This window comes from Streptomyces sp. SCL15-4 (genome assembly GCF_033366695.1).
Classification (GTDB): domain Bacteria; phylum Actinomycetota; class Actinomycetes; order Streptomycetales; family Streptomycetaceae; genus Streptomyces.
Map to the genome: position 1 here is coordinate 700,674 of NZ_JAOBTQ010000001.1, position 13,840 is coordinate 714,513.

General features: G+C 71.5%; 13 protein-coding genes. 4 read left to right on the top strand and 9 right to left on the bottom strand.

Features of this window, described 5'->3' with window-relative positions:
- Window positions 1-146 precede the first annotated feature (146 nt).
- The gene (locus tag SCK26_RS02840; protein ID WP_318199641.1) at window positions 147-1,808 is read right to left on the bottom strand and encodes a cellulase family glycosylhydrolase; all 1,662 of its coding nucleotides are present in this window, start codon (window positions 1,806-1,808) and stop codon (window positions 147-149) included.
- Between the two features lie 424 nt (window positions 1,809-2,232).
- Here SCK26_RS02840 and SCK26_RS02845 point away from each other — a divergent pair, with 424 nt between their 5' ends.
- Entirely contained in the window at window positions 2,233-2,523 is a 291-nt protein-coding gene (locus tag SCK26_RS02845; RefSeq protein WP_318199642.1) for a hypothetical protein, read from the top strand.
- A 124-nt stretch (window positions 2,524-2,647) separates the two neighbouring features.
- Window positions 2,648-3,967 (top strand): hypothetical protein, encoded by a 1,320-nt coding sequence (locus tag SCK26_RS02850; protein ID WP_318199643.1) that lies wholly within the window; start codon window positions 2,648-2,650, stop codon window positions 3,965-3,967.
- Between the two features lie 48 nt (window positions 3,968-4,015).
- Here SCK26_RS02850 and SCK26_RS02855 read toward each other — a convergent pair whose 3' ends face one another.
- Entirely contained in the window at window positions 4,016-4,195 is a 180-nt protein-coding gene (locus SCK26_RS02855; RefSeq protein ID WP_318199644.1) for a hypothetical protein, read from the bottom strand.
- 260 nt (window positions 4,196-4,455) lie between these two features.
- A complete protein-coding gene (locus tag SCK26_RS02860) occupies window positions 4,456-5,088 on the bottom strand; it encodes a ScbR family autoregulator-binding transcription factor (RefSeq protein WP_412080696.1) in 633 nt (210 codons plus the stop codon).
- A gap of 168 nt (window positions 5,089-5,256) precedes the next feature.
- Between SCK26_RS02860 and SCK26_RS02865 the strand changes: the two genes are divergently transcribed.
- Window positions 5,257-6,225 carry a ScbA/BarX family gamma-butyrolactone biosynthesis protein gene (locus tag SCK26_RS02865; protein WP_318199646.1) on the top strand — a complete coding sequence of 323 codons (969 nt, stop codon included), beginning with the start codon at window positions 5,257-5,259 and terminating at the stop codon, window positions 6,223-6,225.
- 240 nt (window positions 6,226-6,465) lie between these two features.
- Window positions 6,466-7,218 carry an HAD family phosphatase gene (locus tag SCK26_RS02870; protein WP_318199647.1) on the top strand — a complete coding sequence of 251 codons (753 nt, stop codon included), beginning with the start codon at window positions 6,466-6,468 and terminating at the stop codon, window positions 7,216-7,218.
- Between the two features lie 57 nt (window positions 7,219-7,275).
- Here the strand turns inward: SCK26_RS02870 and SCK26_RS02875 are convergent, their stop codons facing one another.
- From SCK26_RS02875 to SCK26_RS02900, 6 genes are all read right to left on the bottom strand, one after another.
- Window positions 7,276-7,929: a DAK2 domain-containing protein gene (locus tag SCK26_RS02875; RefSeq protein WP_318205889.1), complete on the bottom strand. Its 654-nt coding sequence runs from the start codon at window positions 7,927-7,929 to the stop codon at window positions 7,276-7,278.
- A gap of 136 nt (window positions 7,930-8,065) precedes the next feature.
- A complete protein-coding gene (locus SCK26_RS02880) occupies window positions 8,066-9,031 on the bottom strand; it encodes a dihydroxyacetone kinase subunit DhaK (protein WP_318199648.1) in 966 nt (321 codons plus the stop codon).
- A gap of 366 nt (window positions 9,032-9,397) precedes the next feature.
- Entirely contained in the window at window positions 9,398-10,777 is a 1,380-nt protein-coding gene (locus SCK26_RS02885; protein WP_318199649.1) for a GH1 family beta-glucosidase, read from the bottom strand.
- 17 nt (window positions 10,778-10,794) lie between these two features.
- The gene (locus SCK26_RS02890; RefSeq protein ID WP_318199650.1) at window positions 10,795-11,628 is read right to left on the bottom strand and encodes a carbohydrate ABC transporter permease; all 834 of its coding nucleotides are present in this window, start codon (window positions 11,626-11,628) and stop codon (window positions 10,795-10,797) included.
- 6 nt (window positions 11,629-11,634) lie between these two features.
- Window positions 11,635-12,579, bottom strand: a complete 945-nt coding sequence (locus tag SCK26_RS02895; RefSeq protein WP_318199651.1) for a sugar ABC transporter permease — start codon at window positions 12,577-12,579, stop codon at window positions 11,635-11,637.
- Window positions 12,580-12,590: 11 nt separating this feature from the next.
- Entirely contained in the window at window positions 12,591-13,829 is a 1,239-nt protein-coding gene (locus tag SCK26_RS02900; RefSeq protein ID WP_318199652.1) for a sugar ABC transporter substrate-binding protein, read from the bottom strand.
- Between the last annotated feature and the right edge of the window lie 11 nt (window positions 13,830-13,840).

Sequence of the window (13,840 nt, forward strand, 5' to 3'; positions counted from 1 at the left end):
TCCGTGGCACGTGTTCCCCGTCCGCCGCGGTGGTGCACACGGAAGACGGATATCCCGGCACCGGGCGTCGGCCCCGTGAGGGTCCAGGGGGCCGACGCCCGGGCGGAAGGCCGACGGACGGGTGCCCGCGTCAGGCGGCCGTCCCGTCAACCGGTCGCGCAGGAGGCCCCGTTCAAGGTGAACGCCGTCGGCGCGGTGTTGGTCGTCAGCCTGGTGCCGGTGAAGCCGAGCGTGACCGAGCCGTTGACGGGCACCGTCGAGGTGTACGACGCGGAAGCGACCGTCACCGAGGCGCCGTTCTGGGTCGGGGTGCCGCCCCACATGTTGCTGATGGTCTGGCCGTTCGGGAAGCCGAAGCCCAGCGTCCAGCCGCTGACGGCGGCCGTACCGGTGTTGCCGATGGTGATCTCGCCCTGGAAGCCGCCGGGCCATTCGTTGAGGACGCGGTAGCGCACGGAGCAGCCGGCGCCGGGAGTGCCGGTGCCCTTCTCGGTCTTGACGGTGACCGTCGCCGAGCGGGCGGAGCGGTTGCCGGCCCCGTCCTTGGCGTAGACCGCGAACGTGTACGTCGTGTCGGCGGTCAGGGACGACACGGTGGCCGTGGTGCCCGTGGTGGAGGCGGCCGTGGTCTCCGTGGTGCCGTTGACGCGGACCACGTCGTACCCGCTCACGCCAACGTTGTCAGTGGCCGCGGGCCAGGTCAGGGTGACCGAGGTGGGCGAGACGCCGGAGGCGGCCGGGGCGCCCGGTGCGGTCGGGGCCTGGGTGTCGGGGGCGGTGCCGCCGAAGACCGTGGCCTCGCGCGAGGTCGCGGCGATGCCGTTGGCGCCGTGGAAGATGCGCTGTCCCCAGGAGCTGAGCCGCGCCGGGTCGAAGTCGATCGCGAGGTCGAGGATCGGATCGGTGTTGCCGCTCCAGGACCACGCCAGGTAGCCGAGGTCGAGCTGCTCGGCGGTGGCCATCATGGTGTCCTCGTCGGGGTCGCCGTACTGGTCGGCCGGGCCGCCGAACTCGCCGATGACGATGGGGAGTTTCGCGGTGACGAAGGCGTTGAGGTAGTCGGTGATCTCCTGGGCGGTGTCGAAGACGCTGTACATGTGGATCGAGAACAGGAGGTTGCCGGTGGTGTCGGCATCGTAGACCGTGCGGGCGTTGGCCCGCATGACGCCCTGCCAGTCCTGGCCCCAGTTCGGCGCGTCCACCATGATCGTGTGCTGGAAGCCCGCCGCGCGCAGCTTCTTGATCGCGGCGATGGTGGGGTCGGTCCAGCCGGCCGGGTTCGTGTTGCCCCACGGCTCGTTGCCGATGTTGATGACGACGTAGTCCTCTTGGCCGGCCAGGACGTCCTTGAGGCTGATCCAGTAGTCGGCGGCGTGGTCGAGCGTGCCGGCGGCGGAGTCCTCGCCGTAGCCGGTGGTGTCGTGCACCTCCAGCACGCAGATCAGGCGGTTGGCCTTGCAGCTCTGGATGATGACGGCGACGTCCTGTGCGCTGCTGCGGGACCAGCGGTAGCCGTCGGAGAGGACGACGCGCACGGTGTTGGCGCCGAGCGCCTTGACGTCGGCCAGCGACTGGGTCTCGCCCGGGTACCAGGTGTGGGCGTGGTTGACGCCGCGCATCACGAAATCGTTGCCGTTGCCTTCGAGCAGGCGGCCGTTACCGATGTGCAGTCCGGTCGCGGCGGCGGCCGGCCGGGAATCGGCGCGGGCGGGTGACGGGGCGAGGGCGAGGAGGCCCAGCAGAGTGACGACGGCGGCCAGGAGCACGGCGACCGGGTTCCTCGGTGTCGTACTTCTCGTTGTTCGCACTGCGACTCCATGGGTGGGGTGGAGAAGTCGGCCGAAAACATGTGGGAGCGCTCCCATAGAGCCAGCTATGCCAGGTGCACGTCAAGAGATCGGCCGGGAAAGGTCGCCGCCCGCCCGTGGCGCCGGCTCGGCCGGGACAGAAGGGGAGCCTCGGCCGCTGCCCGCCGGTTCACGGCCGGGGAGGTCCGGGCGCCGAACGGTGCAGGACGGCGAGGACACGACAGCATCAGTCCGGACATGCGGGATATACACGATGAAGTACGTTTCCCCCGAGATGGCCCTTGTCCCGGTCCCGCGGACGGCATTCGACCTCGACAGGGGCTTGGTAGTGGAAGCGCCGGCGCGTCGCCGCCGGAGTGCGCCACCTCCTCACCGCCGCCGCGTCGTGGCCGGGCCGGGACGCCGGAGCCGGAAAGGCGGCCTCGTGAAACGCTGGAAGCCCGTCCTTCCCGCCACCGCGCCCGCCCTGCCGGCGGCCGTCCGCGCGGCTGCCGCGCGGACCGGCGCCCCGGCGTCCGCTCCGGCCGCCCCGCGCCCGCCGATCCCGCGGCGCACGGTGGCCGGGCCCGGTTCCGCGGAGGCGATCCAGCGGGTTCCCGTGGGGAGCGAGGCGGCCCGCACCGCCGAAGTGATGGGCGCGTACCGCCCCAAGACGGCCTATTGCTCCCTGCGCGCGCCCGCCGAGGCGGGACCGGAAGCCTGCGCGGGACCCTGATCCCAGTGCGGAACGCCGCTTCTTCGCAGGTCAGTTACAACCTTTGGGCACGGCCGGCCGTCCAACCGGAGTCCGGTGCCGATCACCGCGCCGGGCTTGTGTTCTCACCGATATGGGAGATGCCATGAGTTCTTCCTCCGTCGGCCGGGTGCTGCGTCGCGGCGCGTGTGCCGGAGCCGTTGGGGCGTTGCTGGTCGCCGGTCTCGGGAGCGGGGTCGCCTTCGCCGACGAGGCGCAGAGCGATCAGCTGTGGATCCAGGCGCCGTCCGAGCAGCCGGTCACCGTCGGCGGGGACGACGGTACCGGGGAATACCGGTCGCTGGACCTCGGCCTGTACCACGACAACGCCAACTTCACCGTGACCGACGGCCGGTTGACCGTCGACGTCTCGGGGCTGGCCGGGGTCGCCGAGGTGGCCTGGCCCGACAACTGCGCGCCGGACGACGCCGGTACGGTCGCCGTGTGCGACACCGGTGAGGTGCCCACCGGTTACAGCGCCCAGGTCCGGCTGAAGGTGCGGGCCGCCGCCGGTGCCGCCGTGGGAGCGCGGGGCGCGATCGCGTACTCCGCCGAGGCCACCGGCGGGCCCGAGGGCAGGCTCGTCGCCCCGCAGGGCACGGAGACCCTCGTCAGCGTCGGCTCCGGGCCGAACCTGGGCCTCGGCGCTCCGCGGACCGTGCGCGACGTCGCGCCGGGCTCCACGCTCACCGTGCCGTTCTCCGTCACCAACACCGGTGACGAGGCCGCCCACGGCTTCACCGTGAAGCTGTGGGCGACGTACGGCCTCGATGTCCTCACCCGTTATCCGCAGTGCACTTACACCGGGCCGGACGACAACGTCGAGTACACGCCCATGACGTACGTGACGTGCTCCTTCGACACCGAGGTCGCGCCCGGCGCCACGGTGGGGCTGCCCGAGCCGCTGCGGCTCGCCGTCACCGGTCACGCGCTGTACGAGCGGTTCGACTACGAGGTGCAGCCCGGCGGCGGCGCGACCGACCTCGACGGCTCGGACAACGGCCAGTCCTGGAGCATCGGCGCCCGCAACACCGCCGACTTCGCCGTGCACGGCACCCAGGTGAGCGGCGCGACCGGTGACACCGTCACCGCGGCCTTCCGCTTCACCAACCAGGGCCCGGCCTGGGTCGGCAACGTCAACTCCGGCGACCCGGTCGCCGTGCTCGACTTCTACCTCCCGGAGGGCACCACCGCCACGTCCGTGCCGGACACCTGCGACGGCGCCGGCGGCCACTACGCCTGCACCCTGCCGATGTGGACCAAGCCCGACCTGGACGTCAGCTTCCCGTTCCGGCTGCGCATCGACCGGGTCGTCCCCGACGCCACGGGCCGTGTCGTCGCCCGGCCGGACTACGGCACGTCGTTCGCCTTCGACCCGGACACCGGGAACAACTCGGCCGAGGTGACGGTCAACCCGTCCGCCTGACCCGGGGAAGCGGGGCAGGCCACCGGCTTGCCCCGCCTTCCGGGAAAGTCACTCCGGGCACTGTTTGGACCACTTGCCTTGGTGCCACTCGCAGCAGGCGTGGTGCGACGAACGCAGCACGTCGTCGTCCCGGTCGTGGAACTCCGTGACGATCCGGCCGTCCTCGACTCGTGACAACCCCGCTTGCCTGGTGAAGCCGATCTTCAGTATCTCGAGTTCGTGCCTCATGCAGCGCACCGCGTATCTGCGGGCGGCTTCGGGGTATCGGGCGAAGACCCTGTCGATTCCGGCGAAGAATTCGGGGTCGCAACTCGGGTCCGCAGGCAGGCTTCGTGTTCATGGTCACCCTCCATGCCGGCGAGGATGTCCGCCCCTGCGCTCAGCATGGCCCGGCGCACACCTGCTCGCATGTCGGGCAGGGCGAAGGTCTCCGGGGCGCAGCCGCCGCGGGGCCGCTCGCCGCGCCGCTCCCGCGTCCTGCCGCCGGGCTACGCCTCGGCGCGGGTGAGCACGGCCTCGTCGAGTGGCGGTTGCGTGGGCGGGGCGTCGGGCGCGGTGGCGGTGTGGACGCGGTCGAGCAGGGCCCCCGGGTCCGGGTGGGCCTGGAGGGCGTTGAGGAGCAGCCGCCACAGATCGCGCAGGTGCTGTTCGATGTGCTCGCGGCCGTCCAGGGCGTCGGAGACGGTGTGCAGACCGAAGAAGGCGCAGACCACGCTGTGCGCGGCCGGCACCGGTTCGACGCCGGCCGCCAGTTCGCCGTTCACGCGTGCCTCGATGAGGAGTTCGGTGACCACCTCGATCCATTCCACGAAGGGCGTGGGCAGCGGGGCCGCGATGGCCTTGCGCTCCATCCAGAGGCGGGATCCGGCCCGTACGACGACGTCGTCGCGGAAGGCACGGGCGACGGTGAAGCTCAGCGCCACCAGTTTCTCCAGGGCCGGGCGGGCGGAGGACCGATGGCGGTCGATCATGCGCGGCCAGGAGGCGAAATGCTCCTCGACCACGGCGAGCGCCAGTTTCTCCTTGCTGGCGTAATGGAAATAGATGGCGCCGCTGGTGCGCCCCGAAAGTGCGCTGATATCGCTGATACTGGTACCGGCGTAACCCCGTTCATCGAACAATTGTGCCGCGGTTTCCAGCAGAGCCCGCCGTGTCAGATTCGCTCGCACGCGTCGCAACCTTTTCCGAGGTTCTCGTACCTCTCCTGCCGCTAGGCAATGTAGTACCTGACCCCGCCCGCGCTGTCGAGCCGGTGTGCGGAACGCGCCGGACTGCTGTCTGCTGGGGGAATGGACGCTCGAATCCGTGGCACCGTCGAAGAGCCGCGGGCCCTGAGCTGGTCGCGCACGGTCCCCCGGGAACTGGTCCACCGGGCGTCCGTGGCGGAGGTACTGCTCACCGACGTACTACGCGTCGACGAAACGCGTTTCGCGGCGGCCGCCTGCTGGTCGCGGTCGCATCCGACCTTTCCGGTCGACGGTCACGCCGTACACCATCCGCTGATGGTGGTGGAGACATTACGGCAGCTGGGCATCTTCATCCCTTTGCGCTACTTCGGCGTGCCGGTGGACACCCGCATGCTCATCACCGACGTCTTCTTCACCACGGAGCCCGGAGCACAGCCGCGGGCCTCCCACGGCGCCACCCAGGTCACCTGCCGGGTGCGGGTCACCGGGCTGCGCACCGGTCCCGACGGTGCCACCGCCGGGCTGCGGCTGCACGCGGAGTACCTGGCCGGCGGCACGGTGTTCGCCAGGGCCGGCGGCGGCGCCCGGTTCCTCTCCGCCGAACGGTACGCCGCCCTGCGCGGGCCGCGCGCCGGCACCTGCCAGCCACCGGCCTCGGCGGGGCTGCTCCGGCCCGACCCGGCGCGGCTCGGCGTGCCGCACGCCCGGGACGTCGTCATCGGTTTCACCGAGCGGCACGGGCGGGCCGGCACCGCCGACGTCCTGGTGGACGCGGCCGACCCCTGGCACCCCTTCTTCTTCGACCACGCCACCGACCACGTCCCCGGCATGGTGCTCCTGGAGGCGGCGCGCCAGGCCGCCGCGCTGGCGAGCGGCGGAGCCCTGTCCCGGCCCACCGGTGCCCGGCTGACGGCGCTGCGTTTCACGGAGTTCTCCCCGTCCGCGCGGATCATCTGCGTACCGCACCACCGCACCTGCGTCTTCCGGTTCGAACAGGGCGGAAAGGACGCACCGGACGGACGGCATCCGGCTCTCGGCGTTCTGCACTACCACTCACCCTTGCGAGCGTAACTTGACGTAACGGCTTGACTGCCATACGTGACCAAATCTAGCGTAACGATCGTTATGTTCCCTGGTGGAGCTAGTCCGTACGGGCGTCAACGGCCGACCGTGCGGCTTACGGCCCCGCCCGGAACCCTGCGCCGCCCCCGCGCACACGGTGATCCGCCGGCGCCGCTCGCCTCCCTGCGGTGAGAGGACGTCACGCCCCGGTCCGCGGTCGCGCGGCCCATCCGAACGGAAAGCACACAGATGACGCTTCATCGCATCCTTTCCTGGACACCGGCGGCCGTCGTCTTCGACTGCGACGGCACGCTGCTGGACACCGAACGACACTGGGAGACCGCTCGCCGGCGGGTCCTCGACGACGTGGGCCTGACCCCCTCCGCGGGCTTCGCGGAACGGACCAAGGGCCTGCACTACACCGAGTGCGGGCAGCTCATGGCCGACGAGGGAGGCCGTCCCGAACTGGGCCCGGACCTCGCCGACCGGCTGCTGCGGCACTTCCGCATCCTGGTCTGCGAGCACCCGGTGATCATGCCGGGCGCCCGCGACCTGGTACGGACGGCGGCCGCCTTCGCCCCCCTGGCCGTCGCCAGCAACTGCCCCCGTGACGTGGTGGAACCCGGCCTGGAAGAGGCCGGGCTGCTCCGTCACTTCCGCGCCGTGGTGGTGCCCGAGGGCACGATCCGGCCCAAGCCCGACCCGGACGTCTACCTCACGGCCGCCCAGCGCTGCGGCGCCGATCCGGCCGACACGATGGCGGTCGAGGACACGCACTGCGGGGTCCTCGCCGCGGTCCGGGCCGGGCTGACGGTGCTCGGCGTCGGCCGCCGGCCCGGCGACGAGACCACCGCCCTGACCGACCTGTGGGTCGAGACACTGGAGGACCCACGGGTCATCCGCTGGGCCGCCGAGCGGGCACCGCTGCGCACCGCGCCGCCGAAGCCCGCACCGGCACCCTCGCCGACCGGCTCCGGGCTTCGGCGGGCCACCGCGCCGTGAACGCGAGACCGCGGCCTCGCGAACACGGGCCACCACGGGGGCACGGACGCCCGCCACTCAGTCCGGGCACTCCGGCGCCGGCTCCGTGACGGACGGCGGCAGTTCGGTGAGTACACCGCCGGCCGAGGAGAGCAGCAGGCCGATGCCCACCGCACCGGGGTCCGGCACTCCCCTGCCCCGCTCACCGACATAACTGGCCCTGCCACGGCGCGCCCGCAGTCGCGCCGTCAAGCGCACCCCCTCCCATGCGGCGCGCGACGCATGGGCGAGGGCCACCCGGCTGCCGACCTGCTCCGGACACACGCGCAGCGCCTCGCACGCCGGATACAGCGCGTCCACCAGGGTCTTGTCTCCCGGCCGCGCCTCGCCGACCCGCTGTACGGCGGCGAGTCCACCGGCCAGACCGGCCCGCAGCGCGGGTACGTCCAGCACCGGGCCGACCGCCGCCAGCGCCAGTTCCGTCAGCAGCAGCCCGAACAGCGGGCCGCTGGTGCCACCGACCCCGTCCAGGAAGACCGTCGCCACCGTCCGCAGTGGTCCGCCGGCCCGCCCGGTGACAGCCGGTGACAGCGCCGCCGTCCGGTCCAGGGCACGCACGGACGCGTCGAGCCCCGCCCGCAGATTCGTACCGAAGTCGCCGTCGCCCACCCGCTGGTCCAGCGCGGTGAGCTGGGGCTCCGTGGCCCGGACGGAGGCGGCGAACCTCCGCATCCAGCCGCCGGTGAAGACCGCGTCCGCGGACGTGGTGTCCGTCCACGTCGTACTGGGCAGACCGGCGTTCGGGGATGCTGCGTCGTCCTGTGCCGAATAGTGTTCCAGCATGGTGCCACCTCCTGCCCGCCCTCGGTCATCGCGGCCATGAGGGCGTGTGCGCCGGCGCGTCGAACCACTTGACCGTCTCCGGGTCCGCCCGCATGAGCGTGAGCGAGAAGCCGCGCATGTCCAGCGCGGTCACGAAGTCGCCCACCAGGACGCGTTCGAGGACCAGTTTCCACCGGTCCAGCCGCAGCGCGAGTTCCCGCGCCACGCCGTACAGTTCCAGACGCGTCACCCCGCCGAGCCCGTTCACCAGGGCGATGACCGAGTCGCCGGCGCCCGGGTCCAGCGCCGCCAGCAGTTCCTCCGTCATCCGCGTGACCAGCTCGTCCAGCGCCGGCCGGGACTCCGTACGGCGGGCCCGCTCACCGTGGATGCCGACCCCCCACTCGAGGTCGTCCTCGGCCAGGTCGAACGCGGCACGTCCCGTGGCCGGTGTGCGGTGTGCGGCCGAGGCGACCGCGAGGCTACGGCAGCGGCCCGCCACGTCCGTTCCCAGCTCGGCGAGTTCCCGCAGCCCGAGCCCGGTGTCCGCGGCGGCCCCGAGGACCTTCTCCACCAGCACGGCGGCCCCGGTGCCGCGGCGGCCCGTGGCCGAATCGGGCGAGTCCGACGCCAGATCGTCGTCGATCAGCACCCGGGCGCAGTCGATGCCCTCATGGGCCAGCCGCTCGGCCGCGATACCGAAGTTGATCCTGTCCCCCGTGTAGTTCTTCACCAGGTGCAGTACGCCCGCGCCGCGCGACACGGCGCGGGAGGCCTCGAAGACCTGGCGATTGTGCGGCGAGGCCATCAACTGGCCCGGGCACACGGCGTCGAGCATGCCCGCACCGAGGAAACCGAGGTGCAGCGGCTCGTGTCCGCAGCCACCGCCCGACACGATCGCCACGCGGCGGCCGGCGGCCGGGTTCCGGGCCCGGAAGAACCCGGCCGTCTCGTCGTGGACGACGAGATCCGCGTGGACGCGGGCAAACCCGGCCAGTGCGTCGGGGACCATGCGGTCGATCGAATTCGTGAAGTACACCACTGGCCGGCCTCCCAGACGTCCTCGGCCTCCCGGTGCCCCGGTGAACGGAAGCGGGAGGCCGGAAACCACGGTGGGTCGATCGCGGGCACGCCATCCACGGACGCACATCCCGAGATGCTGCCTCGCGTGTCTCCGGGTCTCACCTGCCTTACGGCTGTCGCCCTCGGAACCGTCTTCCGGCCATGCTGCGACCGCCCGCCCGCGACGGCAAGTCGAACCGGCTCCCACCTGCCGCTACGCGAAGCGGGCCCTCTCCCACGGCCCGGAGAGGGTCCGGCCGGGCGGCACTGCGGCAGACGGGTGACACGCGCCATCCGTACGGCCGCCCGAACGGCGTCAGTCCCGTTGGGCGCTGATCAGCGCCCGGTACCAGTGGTAGCTGTCTTTCGGGACGCGCCGCTGGGTGTCGTAGTCCACCCGGACGATGCCGAACCGTTTGCCGTAGCCGTAGGCCCATTCGAAGTTGTCCAGCAGCGACCAGACGTAGTACCCGCGCACGTCGACACCCGCGTCCAGCGCCGTCTTCAAGGCGGCGAGGTGGTCGCGCAGATAGGCGATCCGGTCGTGGTCGTGCACCGCGCCGTCCGGACCGGGCTCGTCGTGTTCGGCGGAGCCGTTCTCCGTCAGGTGCACCGGCGGCAGCGCGTCGCCGTACCGCTCCTTGAGGGCGAGCAGCAGATCGGTGAGCCCGCCGGGGACGACCGGCCAGTCCATCGCGGTGTGCCGCGCGCCCTCCAGCCGTATCTCCTTGTACCGGTTGTCGGTTGCCGTCCGCCGTGCCGGGTCGGCCTCCTGGTACGGGGCGTCGGCGACGACGATCGGCCGGTAGTAGTTGATGCCGAGGAAGTCCAGCGGCTGACCGACCAGGGCGAGGTCGCCGTCGCGCCGGAAGTCCTGGGCGGTGATCAGCTCGCCCCAGGTCTCCTCCTCGGTCCCGGGGTAGCGGCCCGCGAGGAGCGGCTCGGTCCACACCAGGTTGTGCTGGGTGTCGGCGCGGACGGCGGCCGCGCGGTCGGCGGCGGAACCGGTGGCGGGCAGATTGCGGTCGAGGTTGAGGGTGATGCCCGCCTCGCGCACCCCGGCCGCCCGCAGCGCCTGGACCGCCAGTCCGTGTCCGACCAGCAGATGGTGGGCGGCGGCGAGCGCGCCGCGGCCCTCGCGGGCGCCGGGGGCGTGGCGGCCGACGGAGTAGCCGAGGAAGGCGCTGCACCACGGCTCGTTCAGGGTGATCCAGCGCGGCACGCGGTCGGCGAGGTGGCCGGCGACGACCTCCGTGTAGTCGGCGAACCGCTCGGCGGTCTCCCTGACCCGCCAGCCGCCGCGGTCCTCCAGTGCCTGCGGCAGGTCCCAGTGGTAGAGCGTGACGGCCGGTTCGATGCCCGCCGCGAGCAGTTCGTCGACGAGCCGCGCGTAGAAGTCCAGTCCCTTGGGGTTCACCGGGCCCGAGCCGTCGGGCACGATCCGCGGCCAGGCGATGGAGAACCGGTAGGAGGTGACGCCCAGTTCCCGCAGCAGCGCCACGTCCTCGCGGTAGCGGTGGTAGTGGTCGCAGGCGATGTCGCCGGTGTCGCCGTTCGCGACCAGGCCGGGCGTGTGGCTGTAGGTGTCCCAGATCGACGGGCCGCGGCCGTCCTCGCGGACCGCGCCCTCGATCTGGTAGGAGGCGGTGGCGGCGCCGAAGACGAACTCCGGGGGAAAACGCGGGAAGTCGTTCATGTGCGGTCCTCCAGGGGTCACTTGACGGAGCCGCCGGTGATGCCGGCGGCGATGTACTTCTGGGCGAGGACGAGCAGGATCGCTGCGGGGATCGCGGACAGCACGGCCGCCGCCATCACCGAGCCCCAGTCGCCGACGTGCGCGCCGATGTACTGGTAGATGCCCAGCGTGACCGGCTTGACGTCGTCGGTGGTGTTGAGGGTGAGCGCGAACATGAAGTCGCTCCACGAGAACAGGAAGGCGAACAGGCCGGAGGTGATCAGGGAGTTGCGGCTCATCGGCAGCACCACCCGCAGGAAGGTGCGCAGCCGTCCCGCCCCGTCCATCTCGGCCGCCTCGATGACCTCGCCGGGTATCGACTGCATGAACGAGCGCATCAGCACGATGGAGAAGGGGATGCCCAGGGAGGCGTCCGCGAGCATCAGGCCGAAGTAGGAGTTGACCAGGCCGAGATCGACGTACGAGGTGTAGAGGGCGTTGGCGATGACGATGCCCGGCACCATCTGGGTGATCAGGGTGCCGAACACGATGGTGCGCGCGCCGCGCAACCGGAACCGGGCCAGCCCGTAGGCGGCCGGGGCGGCGATCGCCAGGCAGATGACGACCGCGCCGAGGGAGACCAGCAGCGAGGTCAGCAGATGCCCGCCCTGGTCGTCGAGCGCCTTGGAGAAGCCGGACAGGTCGAGGCCGTGCGGTACCGGGTCGACCTCCAGCAGCCCGGACTCGGGCTGGAGGGCGGTGTTGAGCATCCAGTACAGCGGGAACAGCATCACGGCCAGGACGAGCACACCGGCCACGGTGGAGCCCCAGCGGCGCCCGCGCGCACGCTGCTTCGCGTTCTCGGCGGCCATCGCCGGTCACTTCCCCTCGGTGCGGTTGGCCCGCAGGTAGAACACCGCGAAGACCGCGGAGATCAGGATCAGTACGTTGCCGACGACGGCGCCGGCCCCGAAGTCCAGCCGTACGAAGGAGTTCTGGTAGGTGAGCGTGCCCAGGGTCTGGGTGGCGTCGGCGGGACCGCCGTCGGTGAGGGCCAGGATGAGATCGAGGATCTTCACCGTCGACATGAAGCCCAGGACGAGGACGACCGTGATGACGGGACGGAGCGTCGGCAGGGTGATGGAGCGGAACGTCCGCCAGGCGGAGGCGCCGTCCAGGGCGGCGGCCTCGTACATCTCGCGGGGGACCTCCTGCAGACCGCCGTACAGGATGACCATGTTGAACGGGATGCCGATCCATATGTTGACCAGGATGACCGAGAGCAAGGCCATGTGCGGACTGGTCAACCATGGAGTGTGACCGTCCAGGCCCAGGGCGTCCATGAAGGAGTTCAGTACACCTGTGTCCTGGTCGAGGATGCGCCGCCACACGATGCCGGAGACCACCATGGGCACCAGCCAGGGCAGCAGGATCAGCGACCGCAGGACGCCGTTCAGCGGGAACCTGCGGGTGAAGAAGACGGCGAGGGCGAGTCCGGCGCAGAACTGGCCGAGCAGCGAGCCCGCGGTGAAGACGAGCGTGTGCCACAGCGCCTTGCCGAACAGGGCGTCCTGAAGGACCGCCGACCAGTTGTCGAAGCCGTTGAGGGGTGCCTCGCCGGTGAAGAAGGTCTTCGGTGTGTAGTGCTGGAAGCTCATCACGACGTTGCGGACGAGCGGGTAGCCGAAGAACAGCAGCATGAAGAGGACGGCGGGGGCGACGAACCCCCACCGGGCGAGGCGGCGCCGGCGGCGGAGCCGGGCGGGGGCCGGTACGCCGGTCGTGGAGACCGCGGTGCGCGCGGTGACGGTGGACGTGGTCATGTGCGTCTGCCTCAGTTCCCGCTCGTGGCCCGCTGCTGGGCGCGCTGGAGGGCGGCCTGGCTGGACTGGCCGGTCAGGGCGGCCTGGAAGGCGCTCTGCAGGGCGAGTGACACGCCCGGCCAGCCGGCGCCGAGCCGGGCCGTGCGGGACCGGGCCGCGGCCACCTGGTCGGCCAGCGCGTCCAGTTCCGGCACCTGCTCGCGCCACACGGCGGCGGCCCTTCCGTTCGCCGGGACCGTCCAGCTGTGGCGCGCGTAGGTCAGCTGCTCGCGTTCGCCCGACAGACAGCCGACGATCCTCCCCGCCATCCGTTCGCGCCGTTCGTCGCCGGTGTCGGGCACGGTGAGCACGGTACCGCCCAGCGGGGCCACGGACTTCGCGCCGGCCTTCGGCACAGGAATCCGCGCGAGGCCCCAGTGCAGGGATTTTTTGGTGTTCAGGGTCTCGACCTGCCAGGGGCCGTTGATCATCATCGCCGCGTTGCCCGCCATGAACTGGTCGTTGACGTCGGCCTGCGTCCAGCCCACCGTCGCCTTCGACAGCGAGCCGTCCTTCAGCAGGCTCTTCCAGTAGTCCAGCGCCTCGACCACCCTCGGCCCGTCGAGCCGCGTCTCGTCACCGCCGTTGGACCACATGAACGGCGTGAACTGGAAGACGCCGTCCTCGGCACCGCCCGCGCTGAGCGCGAGGCCGTACCGCTTGCCCCGGGTCAGCTCGCGCGCGCTCGCGCGCAGTTCGGCCCAGGTGGTGGGCACCTTCAGGCCCGCCCGGGCGAGGAGGTCCTTGTTGTAGAAGAGCGCGAGGGTGTTCACCGACCGGGCGGCGCCGTAGTAGGTCCCCTTGTACGAGCCGAAGTTGACGATTCCGCGCGGGACGCCGTCGGTGTCCAGTCCGAGCGTCCTGAGGTCGGTCAGCCCGCCGGCCTCGGCGAACACCGGCATCTCCGAGGCGTCGAACTGCACGATGTCGGGCAGCGACTTCGAGGACGCCATGCGCAGTGCCTTCGTCATCACCTGGGCCGCCGGGACGCTCTGCTGCTCGACGGTGACGCCGAGCCGCTTGCCGCACCGGGCCATCGCCTCCGCGTCCCAGCGGTGGTACGTCTCGTCGGTCGAGGAGTTCAGCACGGTGTAGACGGAGCCGTCGCGCTGCCGGCCGCAGCCGGTCAGTGCCGCGCCGGCGACCAGGGCGCAGACCACTGCGAGGGGTATCACGGCCTCGCGAGGGCGTTTATTGAAGCGCTTCGACATACGGCGGCCCT

Bases quoted from the DNA above. Each gene is read 5' to 3' on its own strand.
- SCK26_RS02875 (WP_318205889.1), bottom strand. From the start codon at position 7,929: ATGCGGAGGTTCGCCGCCTCCGTCCGGGCCACGGAGCCCCAGCTCACC.
- SCK26_RS02880 (WP_318199648.1), bottom strand. From the start codon at position 9,031: ATGGTCCCCGACGCACTGGCCGGGTTTGCCCGCGTCCACGCGGATCTC.
- SCK26_RS02865 (WP_318199646.1), top strand. From the start codon at position 5,257: ATGGACGCTCGAATCCGTGGCACCGTCGAAGAGCCGCGGGCCCTGAGC.
- SCK26_RS02870 (WP_318199647.1), top strand. From the start codon at position 6,466: ATGACGCTTCATCGCATCCTTTCCTGGACACCGGCGGCCGTCGTCTTC.
- SCK26_RS02885 (WP_318199649.1), bottom strand. From the start codon at position 10,777: ATGAACGACTTCCCGCGTTTTCCCCCGGAGTTCGTCTTCGGCGCCGCC.
- SCK26_RS02895 (WP_318199651.1), bottom strand. From the start codon at position 12,579: ATGACCACGTCCACCGTCACCGCGCGCACCGCGGTCTCCACGACCGGC.
- SCK26_RS02850 (WP_318199643.1), top strand. From the start codon at position 2,648: ATGAGTTCTTCCTCCGTCGGCCGGGTGCTGCGTCGCGGCGCGTGTGCC.
- SCK26_RS02890 (WP_318199650.1), bottom strand. From the start codon at position 11,628: ATGGCCGCCGAGAACGCGAAGCAGCGTGCGCGCGGGCGCCGCTGGGGC.
- SCK26_RS02855 (WP_318199644.1), bottom strand. From the start codon at position 4,195: ATGAGGCACGAACTCGAGATACTGAAGATCGGCTTCACCAGGCAAGCG.
- SCK26_RS02900 (WP_318199652.1), bottom strand. From the start codon at position 13,829: ATGTCGAAGCGCTTCAATAAACGCCCTCGCGAGGCCGTGATACCCCTC.